The organism is Burkholderia sp. MSMB1589WGS, from assembly GCF_001636105.1.
In the GTDB taxonomy this organism is placed as follows: Bacteria; Pseudomonadota; Gammaproteobacteria; order Burkholderiales; family Burkholderiaceae; genus Burkholderia; species Burkholderia humptydooensis.
The window spans coordinates 344,621-364,056 of record NZ_LNJT01000008.1 but is presented as its reverse complement, the minus strand read 5'-3'; the positions used below and the strand labels follow the sequence as shown (position 1 = coordinate 364,056).

The 19,436-nt window shown below is 68.6% G+C and carries 16 protein-coding genes and 1 pseudogene; 8 read left to right on the top strand and 9 right to left on the bottom strand.

The features are described 5' to 3' along the window. Window positions 1-15: 15 nt before the first annotated feature. Window positions 16-804, bottom strand: coding sequence for a hypothetical protein (locus WT16_RS33840; RefSeq protein WP_063534015.1), 789 nt, complete (start codon window positions 802-804; stop codon window positions 16-18). Window positions 805-1,246: 442 nt separating this feature from the next. Continuing rightward, a complete protein-coding gene (locus WT16_RS19630) occupies window positions 1,247-2,197 on the bottom strand; it encodes a LysR family transcriptional regulator (protein WP_063534014.1) in 951 nt (316 codons plus the stop codon). A gap of 58 nt (window positions 2,198-2,255) precedes the next feature. On the opposite strand from WT16_RS19630, the gene WT16_RS19625 reads away from it, so the two are divergent. Together WT16_RS19625 and WT16_RS19620 are read left to right on the top strand one after the other, a co-directional pair. Next, the gene (locus WT16_RS19625) at window positions 2,256-3,656 is read left to right on the top strand and encodes an aspartate aminotransferase family protein (RefSeq protein ID WP_063534013.1); all 1,401 of its coding nucleotides are present in this window, start codon (window positions 2,256-2,258) and stop codon (window positions 3,654-3,656) included. An 80-nt stretch (window positions 3,657-3,736) separates the two neighbouring features. After that, window positions 3,737-5,254, top strand: coding sequence for a CoA-acylating methylmalonate-semialdehyde dehydrogenase (locus WT16_RS19620; RefSeq protein WP_063534904.1), 1,518 nt, complete (start codon window positions 3,737-3,739; stop codon window positions 5,252-5,254). 179 nt (window positions 5,255-5,433) lie between these two features. Here WT16_RS19620 and WT16_RS19615 read toward each other — a convergent pair whose 3' ends face one another. Continuing rightward, window positions 5,434-5,805: a secreted repeat of unknown function family protein gene (locus tag WT16_RS19615; RefSeq protein WP_015603055.1), complete on the bottom strand. Its 372-nt coding sequence runs from the start codon at window positions 5,803-5,805 to the stop codon at window positions 5,434-5,436. 126 nt (window positions 5,806-5,931) lie between these two features. Next, the gene (locus WT16_RS19610) at window positions 5,932-6,705 is read right to left on the bottom strand and encodes a LuxR C-terminal-related transcriptional regulator (protein ID WP_231755896.1); all 774 of its coding nucleotides are present in this window, start codon (window positions 6,703-6,705) and stop codon (window positions 5,932-5,934) included. Window positions 6,706-6,853: 148 nt separating this feature from the next. On the opposite strand from WT16_RS19610, the gene WT16_RS19605 reads away from it, so the two are divergent. Beyond that, window positions 6,854-8,263 (top strand): APC family permease, encoded by a 1,410-nt coding sequence (locus WT16_RS19605; protein WP_063534012.1) that lies wholly within the window; start codon window positions 6,854-6,856, stop codon window positions 8,261-8,263. Between the two features lie 53 nt (window positions 8,264-8,316). Then, window positions 8,317-9,447, top strand: coding sequence for a P1 family peptidase (locus WT16_RS19600; protein ID WP_063534011.1), 1,131 nt, complete (start codon window positions 8,317-8,319; stop codon window positions 9,445-9,447). On the opposite strand, the gene WT16_RS19595 is transcribed toward WT16_RS19600, so the two are convergent. The 3 genes from WT16_RS19595 to WT16_RS19585 all read right to left on the bottom strand — a co-directional run bounded on the left by WT16_RS19595 (window position 9,438) and on the right by WT16_RS19585 (window position 13,843). Then, window positions 9,438-11,084, bottom strand: a complete 1,647-nt coding sequence (locus tag WT16_RS19595) for a histidine-type phosphatase (protein WP_063534010.1) — start codon at window positions 11,082-11,084, stop codon at window positions 9,438-9,440. The two genes, WT16_RS19600 and WT16_RS19595, sit on opposite strands and share 10 nt — an antisense overlap. Window positions 11,085-11,258: 174 nt before the next feature. Continuing rightward, window positions 11,259-11,477: a hypothetical protein gene (locus tag WT16_RS19590; protein WP_004195003.1), complete on the bottom strand. Its 219-nt coding sequence runs from the start codon at window positions 11,475-11,477 to the stop codon at window positions 11,259-11,261. Window positions 11,478-11,605: 128 nt separating this feature from the next. Continuing rightward, entirely contained in the window at window positions 11,606-13,843 is a 2,238-nt protein-coding gene (locus WT16_RS19585) for an FUSC family protein (protein WP_063534009.1), read from the bottom strand. A gap of 205 nt (window positions 13,844-14,048) precedes the next feature. Between WT16_RS19585 and WT16_RS19580 the strand changes: the two genes are divergently transcribed. Next, window positions 14,049-15,059, top strand: a complete 1,011-nt coding sequence (locus WT16_RS19580; RefSeq protein ID WP_009914671.1) for a LysR family transcriptional regulator — start codon at window positions 14,049-14,051, stop codon at window positions 15,057-15,059. 271 nt (window positions 15,060-15,330) lie between these two features. On the opposite strand, the gene WT16_RS19575 is transcribed toward WT16_RS19580, so the two are convergent. Then, window positions 15,331-15,633 (bottom strand): DUF4148 domain-containing protein, encoded by a 303-nt coding sequence (locus WT16_RS19575; protein WP_015603033.1) that lies wholly within the window; start codon window positions 15,631-15,633, stop codon window positions 15,331-15,333. Window positions 15,634-15,701: 68 nt separating this feature from the next. After that, window positions 15,702-15,936 (bottom strand): annotated as a pseudogene (locus tag WT16_RS35665) (hypothetical protein). Window positions 15,937-15,953: 17 nt separating this feature from the next. Between WT16_RS35665 and WT16_RS19570 the strand changes: the two are divergent. From WT16_RS19570 to codB, 3 genes are all read left to right on the top strand, one after another. After that, window positions 15,954-17,114 carry a porin gene (locus WT16_RS19570; RefSeq protein WP_063534008.1) on the top strand — a complete coding sequence of 387 codons (1,161 nt, stop codon included), beginning with the start codon at window positions 15,954-15,956 and terminating at the stop codon, window positions 17,112-17,114. 119 nt (window positions 17,115-17,233) lie between these two features. After that, window positions 17,234-17,698: a VOC family protein gene (locus WT16_RS19565; RefSeq protein ID WP_009914673.1), complete on the top strand. Its 465-nt coding sequence runs from the start codon at window positions 17,234-17,236 to the stop codon at window positions 17,696-17,698. Window positions 17,699-18,171: 473 nt separating this feature from the next. Then, entirely contained in the window at window positions 18,172-19,434 is a 1,263-nt protein-coding gene (codB, locus tag WT16_RS19560) for a cytosine permease (RefSeq protein WP_063534007.1), read from the top strand. Window positions 19,435-19,436: the final 2 nt, after the last annotated feature.

Here is a 19,436-nt window from a genome sequence, read left to right as displayed (position 1 = left end):
CGTCGGGCCGGCCGGTCACGCGTTGTTCTTCGAGAAGGAAAACAGCCGGCGTAGCCCGCCCGGCTTGCTCTGGACGATGTCGCCGTCGGCGACGCGGTTCGCGTTGCCCGGTATCGATGCGTCCTGCGGAGGCTTCCCGGCCTTCACGCCCGCTTCCTGCGGCGCGTTGGACGGGGCGACGTGAACCTCGAGCTTGCCGTCGGCAGTTTGCGGATCGTGCCGGACATAAATGTCATGGGGACGAACGGTCGCTTCGGTTTCGACGAACCCGACCTCCGCGTTCGGCGCGAGCTCGTGCATCCGGGCCGTGATGTTCGCCCGGGTATCGAACGCCGAGTTTTTGGTGCGCGCCTTGGCCTCATTGATCGGCCCCGCCACCACGACCTTCTCGCAGTTCCTTGCGTCGATCGCGTCGAGCGTCGTCTCCATGTCCTTTTTCTCGAAGCCTTGGGGCGTGGTCAGATGGACGCCGCGAAGGCTGCCGTTTCTGGTCAGCGCCGAGACGGTCACGCAGGAGCTGATGTTCGGATAGCAGAGGTTGGCCGCTTCGCCGGGAGGAATCCGGCCGAAGCTGTTTTCCGGAATGACGACGCCGACGCCGCCCCCGACGCGGTTCGGCTGGACCGGGCACTGGAAAACCGGCGAGCCGCCGAGCTTGTGTGGCGTGCGCTGCAATTTGCTGAGCCCGGGCGGTATCGTGCGCGACGTGCCCGATGTGGGGCTTGTCGCTGGAGGTTCGGCCGTGGTCGGCGTCGAGGGGTACGTTTGCCCGACGCTGCTGCCTTCCGTGACTCTGGGATTCATTCGGTTGCCATGAGCGCCTCCCGGCCGGGCGATGCGGGGTGCGCCGGCCGCCGGCGGGCGGGGCGCGCCGACGCTCTTGCGCGGATTCGCGAGAGCATCGGCGCCTCCCGTCCCGTCGCCGTGCCGGGCGCCCGCGGGCGCGGCCTTTCGGCGGCTCGTCCTGTCGTTAATAGTGGATCTCCCGCGCGGCGCACGCGATCGCATTCGAGACGATCGGGCGCGCGCAGCCCGTTCGGGCGGGCGTCGCCCGGGAAAGGGGCGTTCGTGCGCCGGTCGCCGGCGCGCATCGAACGATGCCCGCCCGACCGTCTTCAGTATTCGGCAACGCGGCGCGCCGGTTCGCCCGGCAGGCGAAGACGGCGCCGGGAATCCGAACGGGCGGTGCGGCCGGGTGGCGTATCGTCCGTATCGGCATCGACGGGCGCGGGCGCGGGGCGCGCCCTCACGCTTTCGCGCGCCCTGCCGCATGCGCGATTTCGAGGTATTCCTGAAACAGCAGCGCCGCGCGCGACGGCCGCGGCGAGCGCCGCAGCAGGCTCACGAAGCGGCACGAATAATGAAAGCGCTGCGGCGCGACGGAGCGCATCAATCCCTTCGCCTCGAAGCTTTCCGCATAGTGATCGGGCAGGAAGCCGAGATACCGCCCCGACAGGATCAGCGTCGCGATCGATTCCTGATCCGACGCCGTCGCGCTGCGCGTGAGCTTCGCGCGATGGCTCAGCTCCATGTTCGGCGAGTGGTAGCCGAGCCCCGCGAACGCGTAGCCGCGCACCTGGCGCCACGTGAGCTTCGCATGCGGCGCGTCGAACAGCGCGTGGTTCGCGCCGCAGTACAGCAGCATCCGCTCGTCGAACAGGTCGGCGTAGACGAGGCTGCCCGAGCTGCGGTGCGCGGGAATGATCCCGACCTGATAACTGCCGTCGATGATCCCGCGCTCGACCTCGTTGATCGACGCGACGTGCAGGTTCAGCGCGACGTCCGGCGCCTCGTCGTGAAAGCGCCCGATCGCGTCGCCGAGCCGCGCGCGCGGGTTCGTCGCGGTCTTGTCGAACACGGCGATCTGCAGCTCGCCGCCCATCCGGTCGTGAATCCCGTCCACGCGGCTCCTGAACGCCTCGACCGACGCCAGCAGCCGCAGCGTCTCCTCGTAGACGGTCTGGCCCTCGGGCGTCAGCGTGAAGCCCGCGCGGCCGCGCCGGCACAGCACGAGGCCGAGGCGCGTCTCGAGATCCTTCACGTGCCGGCTGATCGTCGAGATCCCGATGTTCAGCTCCAGCTCGGCCGCAGCCATCCCGCCGCACTGGACGACGCTCCTGAACACGCGCAGCAGGCGCAGGTCCATGTCGGTCAACTGGCCGAGGAGCGCGCGGCTTTTCGGTTTTCTTGCTTGCATGAATGCTCAAGTAAACATTGATATTGCGATATTCAAAAGACTATTCGCCGACTCGACAATGCGCAACATCTTCATTCATCCGCGCATCGCGACGCCGACCGACATGAACGCTCTGACCGAACCGACCGCTCCCGACACGACCGTGCGCACCGACGCCGAATGGCTCGACGCGCACTGGATGCCGTTCACCGCGAACCGCCAGTTCAAGCGGGACCCGCGAATCATCGTAGAAGGCAAGGGCGCGTATTACACGGCGGCCGACGGCCGCAAGATCTTCGACGGCCTGTCCGGCCTCTGGTGCTGCGGCCTCGGCCACGGCCGCGCCGAGATCTCGGACGCGGTCGCGCGCCAGGTCGCGCGGCTCGACTATTCGCCCGCGTTCCAGTTCGGCCATCCGCAGTCGTTCGAGCTCGCGAACCGGATCAAGGCGATGACGCCCGCCGGCCTCGACTACGTGTTCTTCACGGGCTCGGGCTCGGAGGCGGCCGACACGTCGCTCAAGATGGCGCGGGCGTACTGGCGCGCGACGGGCAAGGGCACGAAGACGCGCCTGATCGGCCGCGAGAAGGGCTACCACGGCGTGAACTTCGGCGGCATCTCGGTCGGCGGGATCGGGCCGAACCGCAAGCTGTTCGGCCAGGGCATCGACGCCGATTTCCTGCCGCACACGCAACTGCCGGCAAACCGATTCTCGCGCGGGCTGCCCGAGCATGGCGCCGAGCTCGCCGACCGCCTGCTCGATCTGATCGCGCTGCACGACGCGTCGAACATCGCGGCGGTGATCGTCGAGCCGTTCTCCGGCTCGGCGGGCGTCGTCGTGCCGCCGAAGGGCTATCTGCAGCGGCTGCGCGAGATCTGCACCGCGCACGACATCCTGCTGATCTTCGACGAAGTCATCACGGGCTTCGGCCGCACGGGCGCGATGACGGGCGCCGACGCGTTCGGCGTCGTGCCGGACATCATGAACGTCGCGAAGCAGGTGACGAACGGCGCGCAGCCGCTCGGCGCGGTGATCGCGAACCGGGAGATCTACGACGCGTTCATGGCGGCGGGCGGCCCCGACTACATGCTCGAGTTCCCGCACGGCTACACGTATTCCGCGCATCCCGTCGCCTGCGCGGCGGGCGTCGCGGCGCTCGATCTGCTCGTCGCGGAAGACGCGCTCGGCCGCGTGCGCGCGCTCGCGCCGCATTTCGAGGCGGCCGTGCACGGCCTGAAGGGCGTGCGCCACGTCGCCGACGTCCGCAACTGCGGGCTCGCCGCGGGCCTGACGATCGAGCACGCGCCGGGCGAGCCCGCGCGGCGCCCTTACGAGATCGCGATGCATTGCTGGGAGAACGGTTTCTACGTGCGCTACGGCGGCGACACGATCCAGCTCGCGCCGCCCTTCATCGCCGAGAAGCACGAGATCGACAGCCTGATCGGCGCGCTGAACGACGCGCTGCTCGCCACCGCCTGACGATGCGCGGCCGCCGCGCCGCGCATCCGCCGCACGCATTTGCCGCATCCACGCAACACACGAATTCAGGAAACACCGCGATGAAACACGACAGCAACGTCACTTCCACCCTCGGCCACCTGATCGACGGCAAGCGCGTCGACGGCGGCGAGCGCGTGCAGCCGGTGTTCGACCCGGCGACGGGCGCATCGACGAAGAGCGTGCGCCTTGCCGACAGGCTGACCGTCGAGGCGGCGATCGCGGCCGCGCAGGCCGCGTATCCGGCGTGGCGCAACACGCCGCCGCTCAAGCGCGCGCGCGTGATGAGCCGCTTCAAGATGCTGCTCGAGGCGCACGCCGACGAGCTGTGCGCGCTGGTCACGGCCGAGCACGGCAAGGTGCTCGCCGACGCGATGGGCGAACTGCAGCGCGGGATCGAGAACGTCGAGTACGCGAGCTACGCGCCCGAGCTGCTCAAGGGCGAGCACAGCAAGAATGTCGGCCCGGCGATCGACTCGTGGAGCGAGTTCCAGGCGCTTGGCGTCGTCGCGGGCGTGACGCCGTTCAACTTCCCGGTGATGGTGCCGCTGTGGATGTGGCCGATGGCGGTCGCGTGCGGCAACACGTTCGTGCTCAAGCCGTCGGAGCGCACGCCGTCGTCGACGCTGCGCATGGCCGAGCTCGCGCTCGAAGCGGGCCTGCCGCCCGGCGTGCTGAACGTCGTGAACGGCGACAAGGAGGCGGTCGACACGATCCTCGCCGATCCGCGCGTGAAGGCGGTGAGCTTCGTCGGCTCGACGCCGATCGCCGAATACATCTACACGACGGGCTGCGCGCACGGCAAGCGCGTGCAGGCATTGGGCGGCGCGAAGAACTTCGCGATCGTGATGCCGGACGCCGACATCGGCAACGCGGTGAACGCGCTGATGGGCGCCGCGTACGGCTCGTGCGGCGAGCGCTGCATGGCGATTCCGCTCGTCGTCGCGATCGGCGACGAGACGGGCGACGCGGTGGTGGCGGGCATCCAGGCCGAGATCGCGAAGATGAAGGTCGGCCCGGGCGTCGAGCCGGGCGTCGACATGGGGCCGCTCGTCACGCGGCAGCATTTCGAGAAGGTGACGGGCTTCGTCGAGGCGGGCGTCGCGGCGGGCGCGACGCTGGTGGTCGACGGGCGCGGCGTGAAGGTGGACGGCCATGACGGCGGCTACTACCTCGGCCCATGCCTGTTCGACAACGTGAAGCCCGGCATGCCGATCTATCAGCACGAGATCTTCGGGCCGGTGCTCGGCGTCGTGCGCGTCGCGTCGCTCGCCGAGGCGATGGCGCTCGTCGATGCGCACGAGTACGGCAACGGCACGTGCCTCTTCACGCGCGACGGCGAGGCCGCGCGCTTCTTCAGCGACAACATCCAGGTCGGGATGGTCGGCATCAACGTGCCGCTGCCTGTGCCTGTCGCGTATCACTCGTTCGGCGGCTGGAAGCGCTCGCTGTTCGGCGATCTGCACGCATACGGCCCGGACGCGGTGCGCTTCTACACGAAGCGCAAGACGATCACGCAGCGCTGGCCGTCGGCCGGCGTGCGCGAGGGGACGATGTTCAGCTTTCCGTCGAGCCGCTGAGCAACCGGTTTGTAGTTGGCCTATCCAGGTCGTTCGGCGGCGTGTTGCGTCGGCGGCCTGTTTCGAAGCCCGCGCAAAACGCGGGCTTCTTTCTTTTTCGGCGGTGGCGGGCGCGAGGCGCAAGCTGCGCCGCATTACGCGACGTCACGCCGCTTATCCCCGCCGCACCGCCCGCGCGCTTATTCCTTCACCGCGTGCCAGACGTCCTTGAAGCCGTCGCCTTTCTTGTCGCCTTTCGCGGCGTCCTTCGCGAAGAAGTAAAGCGGCTTGCCCTGGTACGCCCATTGCAGCGTGCCGTCGTCGCGCTTGATGATCGTGTAGCCGAGCGCCGGCTGATCGGTCGCGCTCGCCTTGTACGGCGGCCAGTTCGTCGTGCACGGGCCGTTGCATGCGCTCTTGCCCGAATTCGGGATGTCCCTGTCGAACGTGTAAAGCGTCATGCCGTTGGCGGCGACCAGCATGCCGCCGCTCGGCATCGCGGGCGCATCGGCGAGCGCGGCGGCCGACGCGAAGCCGGCGATGAGCGCGCACGCGACATAAGCGGTTCTCATGACTGTCTCCTTGTTCCGGCGGGCGCGCCCGTTGCGCACCCTTACCAACCATAGGCGGTTTTGCCGACGGACGAAAGGCGATCGTCGCCCGCCCGCCGCGACGCGGCCCGCGCGCGCCGCGCGGCGTCAGCGCGGCGCGTCGTGCCCGAGCGCCTGCAGGAACAGCGAGAACAGCTCCGGCTGCGACGAGATCCCGAGCTTCGAATACAAGTGCCGCCGATGCACCTTGACGGTCTCGGGCGAGATCGCGAGCCGCTCGGCGATCGCCTTCGACGAGTTGCCGCGCAGAACGAGCCGCGCGATCGCCATCTCGCGCTCGGTCAGCAACGGCGCGCCGAAGCTCGCGAGCGCGCGCTCGACGCGCTCGGCGAGATCGTCGTCCCCGCGCGTGCGCGACGCGTCGCCCTGCAGCCGGCGGTGCTGGCGGATCGCCGCGAAGAGCCACGGCGAGCAGGCGGCGAGGCGGCCGAGCGTATCGGTGTCGAAGCGCGCGTGCGCGCCGAGCGACAGCGACAGCATCTCGTCCGGCCGTGTGCGCACGATGATCTGCAATTCATCCTCGCCGACCGCGTCGCGAAAATAACTGAGGAAATATTCGCTCTGCCGGAACAGATCGGGCGCGACTTCCTCGAGCCGGTAGCAGCCGTCCGCGAGGCCGTCGTGCGCGGCCTGCAGGAACGGATCGAGCAGATAGAGCCCGTCCAGGTACAGCGGCACGGGCGACGGCCCGCTCGCGCCGCCCGTGTCGTATTCGTCGAGCACGACGGGCGCGCCGTCGCGGCCGAGCGCGGTTGCGAGCGCGTTGTCGAACGGCACCATCTCGTTGAGAAACAGAATCAGCAGGCGCCAGAAGCGCGGCTCGCCGAGGTGATCGAGCGCGCGTCCGAACGCTTGATGCATCGCTACTTCGCGGAACAGTCGATCCATGTGCGCCCCGGTTTGGCGTAACCCCAAGGGGGAATGGCGGCGCGCAATTTGGCTTCCTAGACTGCGCGCCATGCGTTGCCCGAGTATGGGCGTTCAAAAACCTGCGGCAAAGGAGTGCAAGATGGCGATGATATCGGAGTCTTCGAGCGCGGCGGCGGCCGCCGCATCGGGCGGCGCGCCCGCGCCGGAGACGCTCGCGCGTTCGCTCGACGTGCGCGACGTCGTGATGATCACCGTGTCGGGCGTGACGCCCGCGAGCTCGATCTTCGTGATCGCGCCGTTCGCGATCCAGCAGGCGGGCAGCGGCGCGGTGATGTCGTTCGCGCTCGGCGGGCTGCTCGCGCTCGCGTTCGCGCTTTGCTATGCGGAGTTGAGCGCCGCGCACCGCAGCGCGGGCGGCGAGTACGTGATGGTCAAGCGCGTGTTCGGCGCGCTGCCCGGCTATCTGACGTTCGTCGCGGTGCTCGCCGTCAACGTGTTCATCCCGGCCGTGCTCGCGAGCGGCGCCGCGCCCTATCTGAACGCGGCGCTCGGCACGCAGTTCGGCAATCAGTCGGTGGCGCTCGTGATCGTGCTCGCGAGCTATGCGTTGGGTATCCTGAACATCCGCACGAACGCATGGATCACCGGCGCGTTTCTCGTGATCGAGATCCTCGTGCTCGCGCTGATCGCATATCTCGGCTTCTCCGAGCCGCATCGCTCGCCGCTCGCGCTCGTGCATCCGGTCGTCGCGAGCGGCGCAACACTCGTGCCCGCGACGCTCGCCGCGATCATGCCGGCCGTCGGCACGGCGATCTTCTGCTACAACGGCTTCGGCGCGGCCGTGTTTCTCGCCGAGGATCTCGAAGGCGGCAATCGCGACATCGCGAAAGCGGTGATCTGCTCGCTCGCGGTGATTCTCGTCGTCGAGCTCGTGCCGCTCACCGCAATCGTGCTCGGCGCGCCGTCGTTCGTCGAGCTCGCGAAGAGCGCCGATCCGATCGGCTATGTCGTGCGCGCGCTCAGCAATCCGGGCGTGTCGCGCGTCGTGAGCGGCGGCATCTTCCTGTCCGTGTTCAACGCGATCATCGCGATCGTCATCATGGTCGGGCGCTTCCTGTACAGCAGCGGCCGCCATGCGTTGTGGTCGCGCGCGTGCAACGGCGCGTTCACGCGCATCCATGCTCGCCTCGAATCGCCGTGGATCGCCACGCTCACGCTCGCCGTGCCGTCGACGCTGCTCGTGTTCGTGTCGAGCCTCGACGAGCTGACCGCGTTCACCGTCGATCTGCTGCTGCTCATCTATCTCGCCGTCGGCGTCGCGGCGCTCGCGAGCCGCGTGACGCGGCGCGACGTCGATCATCATTACCGGATGCCGTGGTGGCCGCTGCCGCCCATCGTCGCGATCGCGGGCGCGGGATATACGCTGTACACGACGATCGCCGCCGCGGCGAAGCCGACCGACCTGTACATCATCGCGGGGCTCGCGGCCGTCTCGCTCGCGGCCTACGCGCGCTGGGCGCGCCGCAGCGCGGCGTTCCGCGAGCTCTGAAAGACGAACCGGGCAACGAACCGGGCAACGAACCGAAAGAGAGGACCATCAGCATGCGCACACGAGATCTGGGCATTCGCATCGGCCGCGGCAAGCCGGGGCCCCTGAACGCCATCACCGACGTCGCCGGCGTGCGGGTCGGGCATTGCACGCTGCACGTCGACGCGGGCGACGCGTCGGCGCACACCGGCGTGACGGTGATCGAGCCGCGCGCCGCGCGCGCGCGTGACGAGCCGTGCTTCGCGGGCGTCCACGTGCTCAACGGCAACGGCGACGCGACCGGGCTCGAATGGATTCGCGAGGCGGGACTGCTGACGACGCCGATCGCCTATACGAACACGCACAGCGTCGGCGTCGTGCGCGATGCGCTCGTCGCCGCCGAGCGCGCGCAGGGCGGCGCGCGCGATCGCGAGCACGTGTACTGGTGCATGCCCGTCGTGATGGAGACGTTCGACGGACTCCTGAACGACATCTGGGGGCAGCACGTGCGCGCCGGGCACGTCGCGCAGGCGCTTGCCGCCGCGCATACGGGCCCGGTCGAGGAGGGCTGCGTCGGCGGCGGCACCGGCATGATCTGCCACGAGTTCAAGGGCGGCATCGGCACCGCGTCGCGCGTCGTCGCCGAGACGGCGGGCGGCTGGACGGTCGGCGCGCTCGTGCAGGCGAACTACGGACAGCGCGCGGCGCTGCGCGTCGCGGGCTACCCGGTCGGCGAAGTGCTGCGCGGGCTCCATTCGCCGTTCGGCGCGCCGGGCGCGGCGGGCGAGGCCGGCATGGGCTCGATCGTCGTGACGCTCGCGACCGACGCGCCGCTGCTGCCGCATCAGTGCACGCGGCTCGCGCAGCGCGCGGGCGTCGGGCTCGCGCGCTGCGGCGGCGGCACCGACAACTCGAGCGGCGATATCTTCGTCGCGTTCGCAACCGGCAATACGGGCCTGCCGATCGCGAGCTACGGCCGGCCGGCCCCGACGACGGTCGGCGTGCGGATGGTCGCCGACGCGCACATCTGCGCGTTGTTCGACGCGGCGGCGGAAGCGGTCGAGGAGGCGATCGTCAACGCGCTCGTCGCGGCCACCGATCTCGCGGCGCGCGGCGTGCGCGTCGACGCGCTCGGCGCCGCGCGGCTCGTCGATGCATTGCGCGAGACCGGCTGGCGGCCGCGCGCGGGAGACGCTCAGCTATAGCCGTGGCAGCGGCGCAAGCCGGCGTAGTCGTAGAAGCGGCTGCCGGGCGCGATTCGCGCGCCGTCGCAAGCGGGCTGAAAATCGGTCTCGCGCTCGTTGTACAGCATCTTCACGATGAGCCGCGAGCCGTTGCGGTAGACGTCCCATTGCAGGTTCGCGGCCATCGGCGACACCGTTTCGCCGCGCCACGGATTGTCCGCATACGTGTAGGTCTGCGCTTGTGGCACGGGAGCGAACACGTTCTTCAGCTTCAGGATCGACGCGAACGGAATCACGACTTCGGCGTGCGTGAAGCGCAGCTTCGCCGCGTTCGTCAGGTCGCCGCGCGCGATCGCGTCGATCTCGCCGAAGAAATCGTCGACGAGCGCCTGCGCCATCCGGTACGTGACGGGATTCGCTTCGGCGACGCCGGGGCCTTTCTCGTAGAAATCCTCGGCGTCCTGAAGATACGCGAGGTACTCGGCCTGCGGCGCGGCGATGTAGCGCTCCATCGTGACGCCGCCCGTCTCGGCCGTCATCGCGGGCGCGACCTGCAGCAGGTTGTACAGCACGTTCGCCGCGTCGGCGGCGGACTTGATCCTGGTCTTGCCGTCGCCCTTCAGCGTGTTGGCGAACCGGGCGTCCGCCGACGCGAACGTGTACGTGCCCGTGTTCGAGAACGTGTAGCCCGCCGTGCCGAGCTTCGCCGCGAAATCCGGTTTCACGAGCCCGGCGAGCACCGTTTGCGCGACCTGCGACGTTTGCGGCGACTGCATGATCGCGTCGAGCTTCGCGGCGACGGCGGCGTCGCTGCCGTAAGCCTGGTACGCGAGGCTGTCGCGATAGGTCGCGTAATACGGATCGGTCGTCGACGCGACGAGATCGACCGACGGCTTCAGTGCATGGAAGTACAGCAGGAAGCGATTGACGCCCGCTGCTTGCGCAACGGGCGCGCCTTCCGGATAGCCGGCCGGCGCGCCCGGCCGCGTGATCGCCGGCGCGAGCGCGGGGCGCGCGGCGACGAGCGCGCCCGAGAAGTAGGCCGAGCTGTCGACCGCGCGGTCCTGCCCGGAGTGGACGACGACGATCTTGCGCGGCGTGCCGCCCGCCGCGCCCGCGACCGTGTCGAACAGCGCGGGCAGCCGCTGCAGCAGCCGCGCGGCGAGCTGCTGATGCTCGCGGATGCCCGCCTGCGTGAGATTGCCGTAGCCGGGCGTCGAGATGCCCGCGACGTCGTAGCCGAGCAGCGCGTTCGCCTTCATCATCGCGAACGTGTCGGCCTTCAGTTGCTGGCCGAGCGGCGTCAGCGCGCCTTCGGCGTCCGCCTTTTGCAGCATGTCGTAGATCGCGCCGTCGTACTTGAAGCCGGACAATCCGCGCGAGCCGTGGCGCGCGACCATCTCGGTGTAGACGGGCGCGTAGCCCGCGGGCGGCGCTTCGTAGCTCGACGCATTCTGCTGCGGCCGATAGGGCGTCTTCGTCTGGTAGTAGGTGGGCGCGGCGGGTGTCGGGGCGGGTGTCGACGCGGGTGCGTCCGGCGTCGGGTTCGGCTGGGTGGACGGCGGCGCGGCGGCGTCGTCCGCGTCATCGGCGCCGCAGGCGGCGAGCGCGATGCACAGGAAGAGCGGGGCGAGGCGGCGGGCGAGGCAGCGTTTCATCGAAACGGAAGGGGCGAGGTTGGTTCGGCCGGAGGGCACCGCCGCTCGTCGAAGCGTTGCGCGGACGGTGAATCGAGCGCGCAGTCTCGCAAAGGTTTTTGACAGCTTGAAGTCATCGAACGGAAAGCTCGATGCGAGCTTTCCGTTCCATCGGGAGCGCGGCGCGCACGACGCTTAGCTGCCGAAGTAGATGTTGCAGAAGCTGACCGGGCCGACGCATGCGTTCGGGTCCTGGCGGTCTTGATGAGCGGCGGGGACGCGGCCGGCGGCTTGCACGGCCTCGGTGCGGTTCGCCGGCTGCCGGCCCGCATCGGCGGCGGCGGGTTGCGCGTGAGCGGCGGCCATGACGGCGGACAGCGACAGCGCGACGACGGCGATTTGCAGCGACTTCATTTGATTTTCTCCTTGAGGGTTTTGCCGTCTTGCTCGACGGTGATGAAACTATATGACTCGGTCGGGTTGGGATTAATCGCCCGGCCTGGGGAGCTTCTTTCCATTTCGCACAACGATCGTTTCGCGCGTCACATGCGGCTCGCGCGCACGCGTTCGCGGGCGCGCGAGCCCCGATTGAACGGCGCGTCCTGATCGATCAGCGCGCTGCGGATGAAGTGCAGGCAACTGACGATGCGCTGCATCCGGCGGCGCTCGTCGGGTACCGCGTACCACAGGTGCTGCGTGTGCCGGACCGCGCGGATCGCGAGATTGACCGACTTCAGCGCACGCGCGAGCCGATGCGCGTCGGGCGTCTCGAACAGCCGCGGCAGCGCCTCGCGCACCGCGTCGATCAACGCGCTCCAGCGCAGCGCCTGCGCGGGCTGCGCGGCCGTGAACGCCTGCATCTCGCGCCGCAGGTCGATCACCGCGTGGCCGATTTCGAGCGTCGCGAGCATCCAGCGCAGCGCGTCGCGATGCCGGCGCGAGCGCTTCATCAGCAGATTGCGCAGTTGCGACATCAGATCGTGCGAGCTCGACTGAAAGCGCTGGTCGAGCCCTTGCAGCGGGCCGTCGCACGCGAGCGCGATCTGCCGGCGCAGGTCGCGCGCGATCCGGCCGGTGAGCCACGGCATCTCGGCGGGAAACACCACCGCGAACGCGATCGATGCGGCGAGCATCGACACGACGAGCGCGAGCCCGTTGTTGATCAGGACGTCGGGCGCGTAGACGATCACGTTGTCCGGCCCCGCGAGCAGGCAGAAGAACACGACGAAGCCGATCCCGTAGCCGGACTTGCCCGGGCGCGTCGCGAGATACGCGCCCGCCGCGAGCACGGGCGCGAGCGCCGCGCACAGCAGCGGGAAGCCGTCGATGTTCGGATACACGCGGCACACGTACAGATAGCCCGCGAGCGTCGCGAGCGCCGCGCCCGCGGCCATCTGCGCGACGAAGCGGCTCGCGCGCGGCGCGGTCGAGCTGAGCGCGCACGCGATCGCGGTGCCGATCACCGCGAGCGCGCCGCTCGGCCACTCGGACGCGATCCAGAACGCGCTCATCGCACCCATCGCGACGAGCGTGCGCAGGAACGTGAAGCCGACGAAGTAGCGATTGGTCTTCACCGCGTAGCGCGTGATCGAGCGTTCGAGCACGTGGCTGTCGAGCGCGAGCGACGCGTGCGTTTCCGCGTAGCCGAGGAATTCGTCGACGAAGCGGTAGAGCAGCTCGATCGCGGTGTCGAAGTCGAGCACGCCGGCGGGCGCGAGCGTCTCGACCGCGCGTCGCGACGCGCGCGCGCGCTTGGGCAGCGCGGCGAGATACGCACTCAGCTCGACGAGCGCGACCGAGGGCGTGGGCGCGGGCGACGATGACGGCGCCGCGCGCGGCTGCGCGAGATCGCGGCGCAGCGCGCACAGCACGTCCGACAGCGCATCGACGTGCGGGGCGATCGCCGCGAGCACCTCGGCCGCATGATTCGCGCGCAGCCGCCTGAGCAACTGATGGAACGCATGAAGCCGCGCGCACGCGTTCATGAACTCGCTGTTCAGCCGCGCGAGCCGGCGGCTGCGCGCGCGGATGTGCGGGTCCTCGAACGTCGCGAACGCGCGGGTCGCCTCGAAGCCGACGATGCCGTCGACGAAGTCGGCGAAGCGCCGCTCGAAATCGCGGCGCTCGACCGAGCCCGCCATCGTGCTCGCCGCGAACGCGACGAAGCCGGCGTGCCGCGCGTTCAGCGTGCGCATCAGCGCAGCGCTCGAGCTGAGCGGAAACACGAGCGCGCTGACGGCGCCCGAGCAGAAGATCCCGACCGCGACTTCGGCCGCGCGCGTGAGCGCCGACAGAAACAGCGTGTTCGGCGCCATCACCGCGGGCAGGCCGATCAGCGCGGCGGTGTAGCCGGCGAGCACGTAGCCGTACCAGCGGAAGTGCCGGTTGCGCACGGCGGCCGCGATGCAGCCCGCGACCCACAGCGTGATGCCCGCCATGTACAGCTCCGGCTGCTGCGCGAAGAGGCCCCCCAGCGCGAGCGCCGCGACGAGCCCGACGCCCGTGCCGACGACGCGATAGAAGCTCTTCGCGAGCACCATCCCGCTCATCGGCTGCATCAGCACGAACACGGTCGTCATCGCGATCCGCGGCTGCGACAGGTCGAGCAGCATCGCGATGCCCATCGCGAGCAGCGCGGCCGCCACCGTCTTCGCGAGATGCAGCCAGACGAGGCCGTCGTGGCCCGCCCAGTCGCGCGCGAGCCTGACGGCGCTTCGCAGCCGCCCCTGCCATCGTTGCGGATCGATGAGGAATCGCTGTAGCGCGGGCTCGTGCTTCATGGCTGTGGGCGGTGCTTCTGGCGGGCGCGAATCGGGGGCCTCCGGCCTCGCGCGACGATGCCAGTCCGACCGGAGAGGCGCCGATTGTAGGAGTCGCGCGCACGCGCATTAACGCGACCACAGGGAAACCATAGTTGCCGTGGCAGCAACAATGTGCGGTCCTTGCGGGAGGACAATATCGTCTCTACATACGTTTCGGACGGGAATGGATACGCTACAGAACATGCGGGTGTTCGCCCGGGTGGTGGAGGCGGGCAGCTTCACGGCGGCCGCGCAATCGCTGAATTCGACAACGGGCGCGATGTCGCGCGCGGTGTCGGAGCTCGAGGCGCGGCTGCGCACGCGCCTGATGAACCGCTCGACGCGGCGCCTCGCGTTGACGCCCGCGGGCGAGCGCTACCTGCTGCGATGCCGGCAGATTCTCGCCGACGTCGATCAGGCGGAGGAGGAGGCGAGCTGCGCGCACGAGCGCCCGGCGGGCGTGCTGCGCATGCACAGCTTCGCGAGCATCGGCCAGCACTACGTGCTGCCGGCGCTCACCGCGTATCGCAGCCAGCATCCGGACGTCTCGATCGAGCTCACGCTGTCGCAGCGGATGCCCGACCTGTTCGACGGATCGAGCGACATGGCGGTCGTGACCGCGTCGTCGCTGCCCGATTCCGAGCTGGTGTCGCATCTGCTCGGCTCGACGTTCAGCATCCTGTGCGCGACGCCCGCGTATCTGCGCGCGCACGGCGCGCCGCGCACGCCGCGCGATCTCGCGCGGCACGCGTGCCTCACGCTGCGCACGCCGGCGTTTCCGACGAACGAGTGGCTGCTCGAAGGGCCGAACGGCGCCGAGGAGATCAAGGTCGACGGCCCGGTGCAGACCAACACCGCCGAGTCGCTCGCGGTTGCGATCCGCGCGGGCATCGGCATCGGCATGCTGCCGCTCTATGCTGCGATCGAAGACCTGCGCTGCGGCAACCTCGTGCGCGTGCTGCCCGCGCATCGGCTGCAGAAGATGAACGTCTATGCGCTCTATCCGTCGCGCCGCTTCATCGACGCGAAAGTGCGCACCTGGGTGGAAGCGCTGCGCTTTCACATGCCGAAGATGATCGCGCGCGACGAGGCGATGCTGTCGGCGATCGGCGCGGAAGCGTCCGATGCGACGCAAAGCGCGATCGCCGGGGCGCTCGACGTCGGGCTCGAATCGGCGCACGCGCTCAGTCATTGAGTGATCCATGCGTCGATGTCGGCGCCGGCATGTCGCCTGCATGTCGCATGTCGCATGTCGCGGGCTCGGCTTCGGCGACGCGCGGCGTTCGTTCGCGCGATCGAGAGGGGGCGGCCGCGCGACGGCGAGACGGCAAAAAAGAGGCGGCGCATCGCGCGCCCGCCTCTTCACCGACGATGTCTCCCTGAACGATGTCTCCCTGAACGATGTCTCCCTGAACGATGTCTCCCGAGCGATGTCTCCCGAGCGATGTCTCCCGAGCGATGTCGGCTTACTGCGCGCCGGCCGCGGGCTTGCCCGCTTGTGCCGCGCCCGCGACGGCCGGACCGTGCGCGGCCTCGGCCGCCTTGCGTGCGGCGAGGCGCTTCGCGTCGAGACGGCGCTGGGCGGCCTGGATGTCGTCGGGGTAGGTGTTGTCGTTGCCGCGCGACGGCTGATAGCCGACGGATTCCAGATCGACGAGTTCCTGAATGACTTGCGCGCGCGTGAGCGAGCCGTTCGACGACTGGGCAAACGAGACGGCCGGTGCGGCGAGCACGAGGGCGGCGGCGGCGGTGACGACGATCGATTTCAAGATGACCTCCAGTGTGATTCGATTCGATGCAGTTCGCGGTTCGGCGCCCCGAACTGACGAGGCAAAGTCTACGCAGCCGCCGCACGCGGAAAAACCGGCCGCGCCGGCACGCAGCCTTCCGGATTGCACAACACTGAAGGGCGCGCGGCGCGCGTCACGCGGCCGATCGGGGCGAGGCTTCGTGACGGAAATGTGTCCGTTCGTTCCGGCCTGCGCAAAGAAGCGCTGCGCATCGGGCCGCAGATCCGGAGCGAACGAATCCCTAAACTCGACCGTCGTCGGATCGAGTCGTTTCATTCCAATCAACAAGGAGTTTCGTTGTGAAAAACATCCGGTTTGCATGCGCAACCGCAACCGCAGGGGTTCTGGCCGCGACGGCCGCGCACGCGCAGAGCTCGGTCACGCTGTACGGCCTGATCGATGCGGGCATCATGTACACGAACAACGTCGCGAGCGGCAATTCGCAAGGCGGCCTCGTGCAGGCGACGACAGGCGCCGTGAACGGCAGCCGCTTCGGCGTGCGCGGCGCCGAGGATCTCGGCGGCGGCCTGAAGGCGCTGTTCGTGCTGGAGAACGGCTTCAACGCCGAGAACGGCAAGCTCGGCCAGGACGGCCGGCTGTTCGGCCGGTTCGCGTACGTCGGGCTGTCCGACAATCGTTTCGGCACCCTGACGATCGGCCGGCAATACGATTCGCTCGTCGATTTCGTCGCGCCGCTGTCGGCGACGGCGGGCACGTTCGGCGACGCGAGTTTCGCGCATCCGTTCGACAACGACAACCTGAACCACTCGCTGCGGATCAACAACGCGATCAAGTACACGAGCAACACGTACGCGGGCTTCAAGTTCGGCGGCATGTACGCGATGTCGAACAGCACCGATTTCGCGACGAACCGCGCATACAGCTTCGGCGTGAGCTACACGCGCGGGCCGCTGAACGTCGCGGCCGGCTACCTGCAGATCAACGGCTCGAAGGGGACGACGGCGGGCAGCCCAGGCGCGGTCGACATCGTCGAATCGGCGGCGAACGGCAAGGGCGGCTTCTCGCTCGGCGCGGACCGGATGCGCTCGTACGGCGGCGGCCTGAACTACGCGTTCGGCCCGGCGACGGTCGGCTTCGTCTACACGCGCGCCGAATACGAGAACACCGCGTCGTTCGGCTCGACGGGCGGCACGGTGCGCTTCGACAACTACGAACTGAACGGCAAGTATCAGTTGACGCCCGCATTCAGCATCGGCGGCGCGTACACGTACACGGACGGCCACGTCGACAACACCGTCAAATACGGTTCCGATCCGAAGTGGCATCAGGTCGATCTGCAGGCGGTGTACCGTTTGTCGCTGCGCACCGACGTCTACCTCGAAGGGATGTACCAGCACGCGTCGGGCCGCAATTACGTCGCGATGATCAATACCGCGGGCGGCGCGTCGTCGACGGGCAATCAGGTCGTCGCGGCGGTCGGCCTGCGCACGCGCTTCTAACGGTTCCGGCACCGCGCCGCGTCGCGCACGGGTAAGGGACGGAGCCCGAATTTATGGCTTGACGCCGCCTGCGGCGTTGACGACAGTGGTGCTTCGCCAACTCCGGAGGAGCCGTTCCGATGAATGCCACGTCCCATCGCCCGTCGTTGAGCAGCGCGGTGTTCTACCGCGATCCGCGCGCCGCGCTCGAATGGCTCGAGCGCGCATTCGGCTTCGCGCGCTGCGTCGTCGTCAGCGATGCGCAAGGGCGCATCGCGCACGCCGAGATGTCGTTCGGCGACGGCATCGTGATGATCGGCGCGGGCGGCTGGAGCGACTTCGCGGTCAGCCCCGAGTCGCTCGACGGCAAGAATACGCAGTGCGTGCATGTGCAACTCCAATCCGACATCGACGCGCATTGCGAACGGGCCCGCGCCGCGGGCGCCGTGATCCTGCAGGAGCCCGCCGATCAGTTCTACGGCGACCGCACGTATCGCGCGCGCGACCCGGAGCGGCACGTCTGGACGTTCGGCCAGACGGTGCGCCGCGTGTCGCGCGAAGAAGCCGCGCATCACAGCGGGCTTTCGATCGAAGGCTGGCGATGAGCGCGCCGTAGCGCATTCGCTTCGCACCGCTTTCCGTCGCGCCGCGCAATCGGCCAATCGATCCGTCCGCCTATCATCCGACGATTGGCCGGCCGCGCGAGCCGCCGGATGCGCGCACCGTTCTCGCTGCATTTTTCAGCGCGCTTTTTCTGCGAGCGCTCGCTAACCGATTTCCCGAAAATATGTCAGCCAAAATCCGGGCATTATCGGCAATTATTTCAATACCCGCGCGAACCGGTTTTCGCCGCTCGAATTATTCCTCTTTGATCGTGTGATTGCGTTGAGCGCTTTGCACAGTAAAATGGCGGCCGGGTAGCGGCATGATGGATGTCGCTTGTGCAAGGTGAATGACGGGAATTGTCCGCTTTGCCATACTCGAGTTCGATTTCGGTATTAATTGTCCGAATCGGGATGCGGCGGCTTTATTGGCCGGGCATCATCCGTTCACGCTGAAATGCTGGAGGCCAAAAGACATGGCGACACGGGGCGAATTTTCATTGAGCGAGGTGCCGGCGCACGAGCGCAAAGGCGCACTGTCGATCACGATGGTGCTGCTCAGCTTCACGTTCTTCACGGGCACGATGTTCGCGGGCGGCAAGATCGGCGTCGCGTTTCGCGTCGTCGACATGGTGTGGGTCGCGGTCGTCGGCAATCTGCTGCTCGCCGCCTACGCGGCCGCGCTCGCGTTCGTCGCGTCGCGCAGCGGGCTGAATTCGGTGCTGATGGGGCGCTTCTGCTTCGGCGAAGTCGGCAGCAAGCTGTCCGATTTCCTGCTCGGCTTCGCCGAGCTCGGCTGGTACGCGTGGGGCACCGCGACTGTCGCGATCGTGCTCGTCAAGATGCTCGGCTGGCCCGCGTCGGTGACGACGCCGCTGATGGTGCTGTTCGGATTTGGCTTCTCGATCACCGCGATCGTCGGCTATCGCGGGATGGACGCGCTGTCGCGCGTGTCGGTGCCGCTGATGTTCGTGCTGCTCGTCACGTCGATGTGGATCGCGACGCACGACGTCGGCGGCTGGCCGGGCCTCGCGAAGATCGTGCCGACGCAGCCGATGAGCTTCGCCGCCGCGGTCACGATGGTGTTCGGCACGTTCGCGAGCGGCGCGACGCAGGCGACGAACTGGACGCGGCTCGCGAAAAGCGGCCGCGCGGCCGTCGCGGCGAGCATGATCGGCTTTTTCGTCGGCAACGGGTTGATGATCGTCGCGGGCGCGTACTGCGCGATCGTCTATCAGCAGTCCGACATCGTCGAAGTGATGATGCTGCAAGGGCTGTCGATCGCGGCCGTCGTGATGCTCTGCCTGAACCTGTGGACGATCCAGGGGCCGACGATCTACAACGTATCGGCGGCCGCGTGCCATCTGTTGCGCAGCGAGCGCCGCCGCACGCTGACGCTCGCCGGCGCGGTGCTCGGCATCGTGCTCGCGATCGGCGGCATGTACGAACTGCTGATTCCGTTCCTGATCCTGCTCGGCTCGATCATTCCGCCCGTCGGCGGCGTGATGCTCGCCGACTTCTGGTATCGCCACCGCGGCCGCTATCCGGCGATCGCGACCGCGCGGCTGCCGCGCTTGAACGCCGCCGGGCTCGCCGCGTATGCGATCGGCGCGGCGCTCGCATACGCGTCGCCGTGGATCGCGCCGCTCGTGGGCATCGCCGCGTCGTCGCTCTGCTATGTCGTGTTCGTGCAGATCGCGGGCCGAACCGCGCGTGCGCCGTCGGTCCAGGGGGAGTGAAG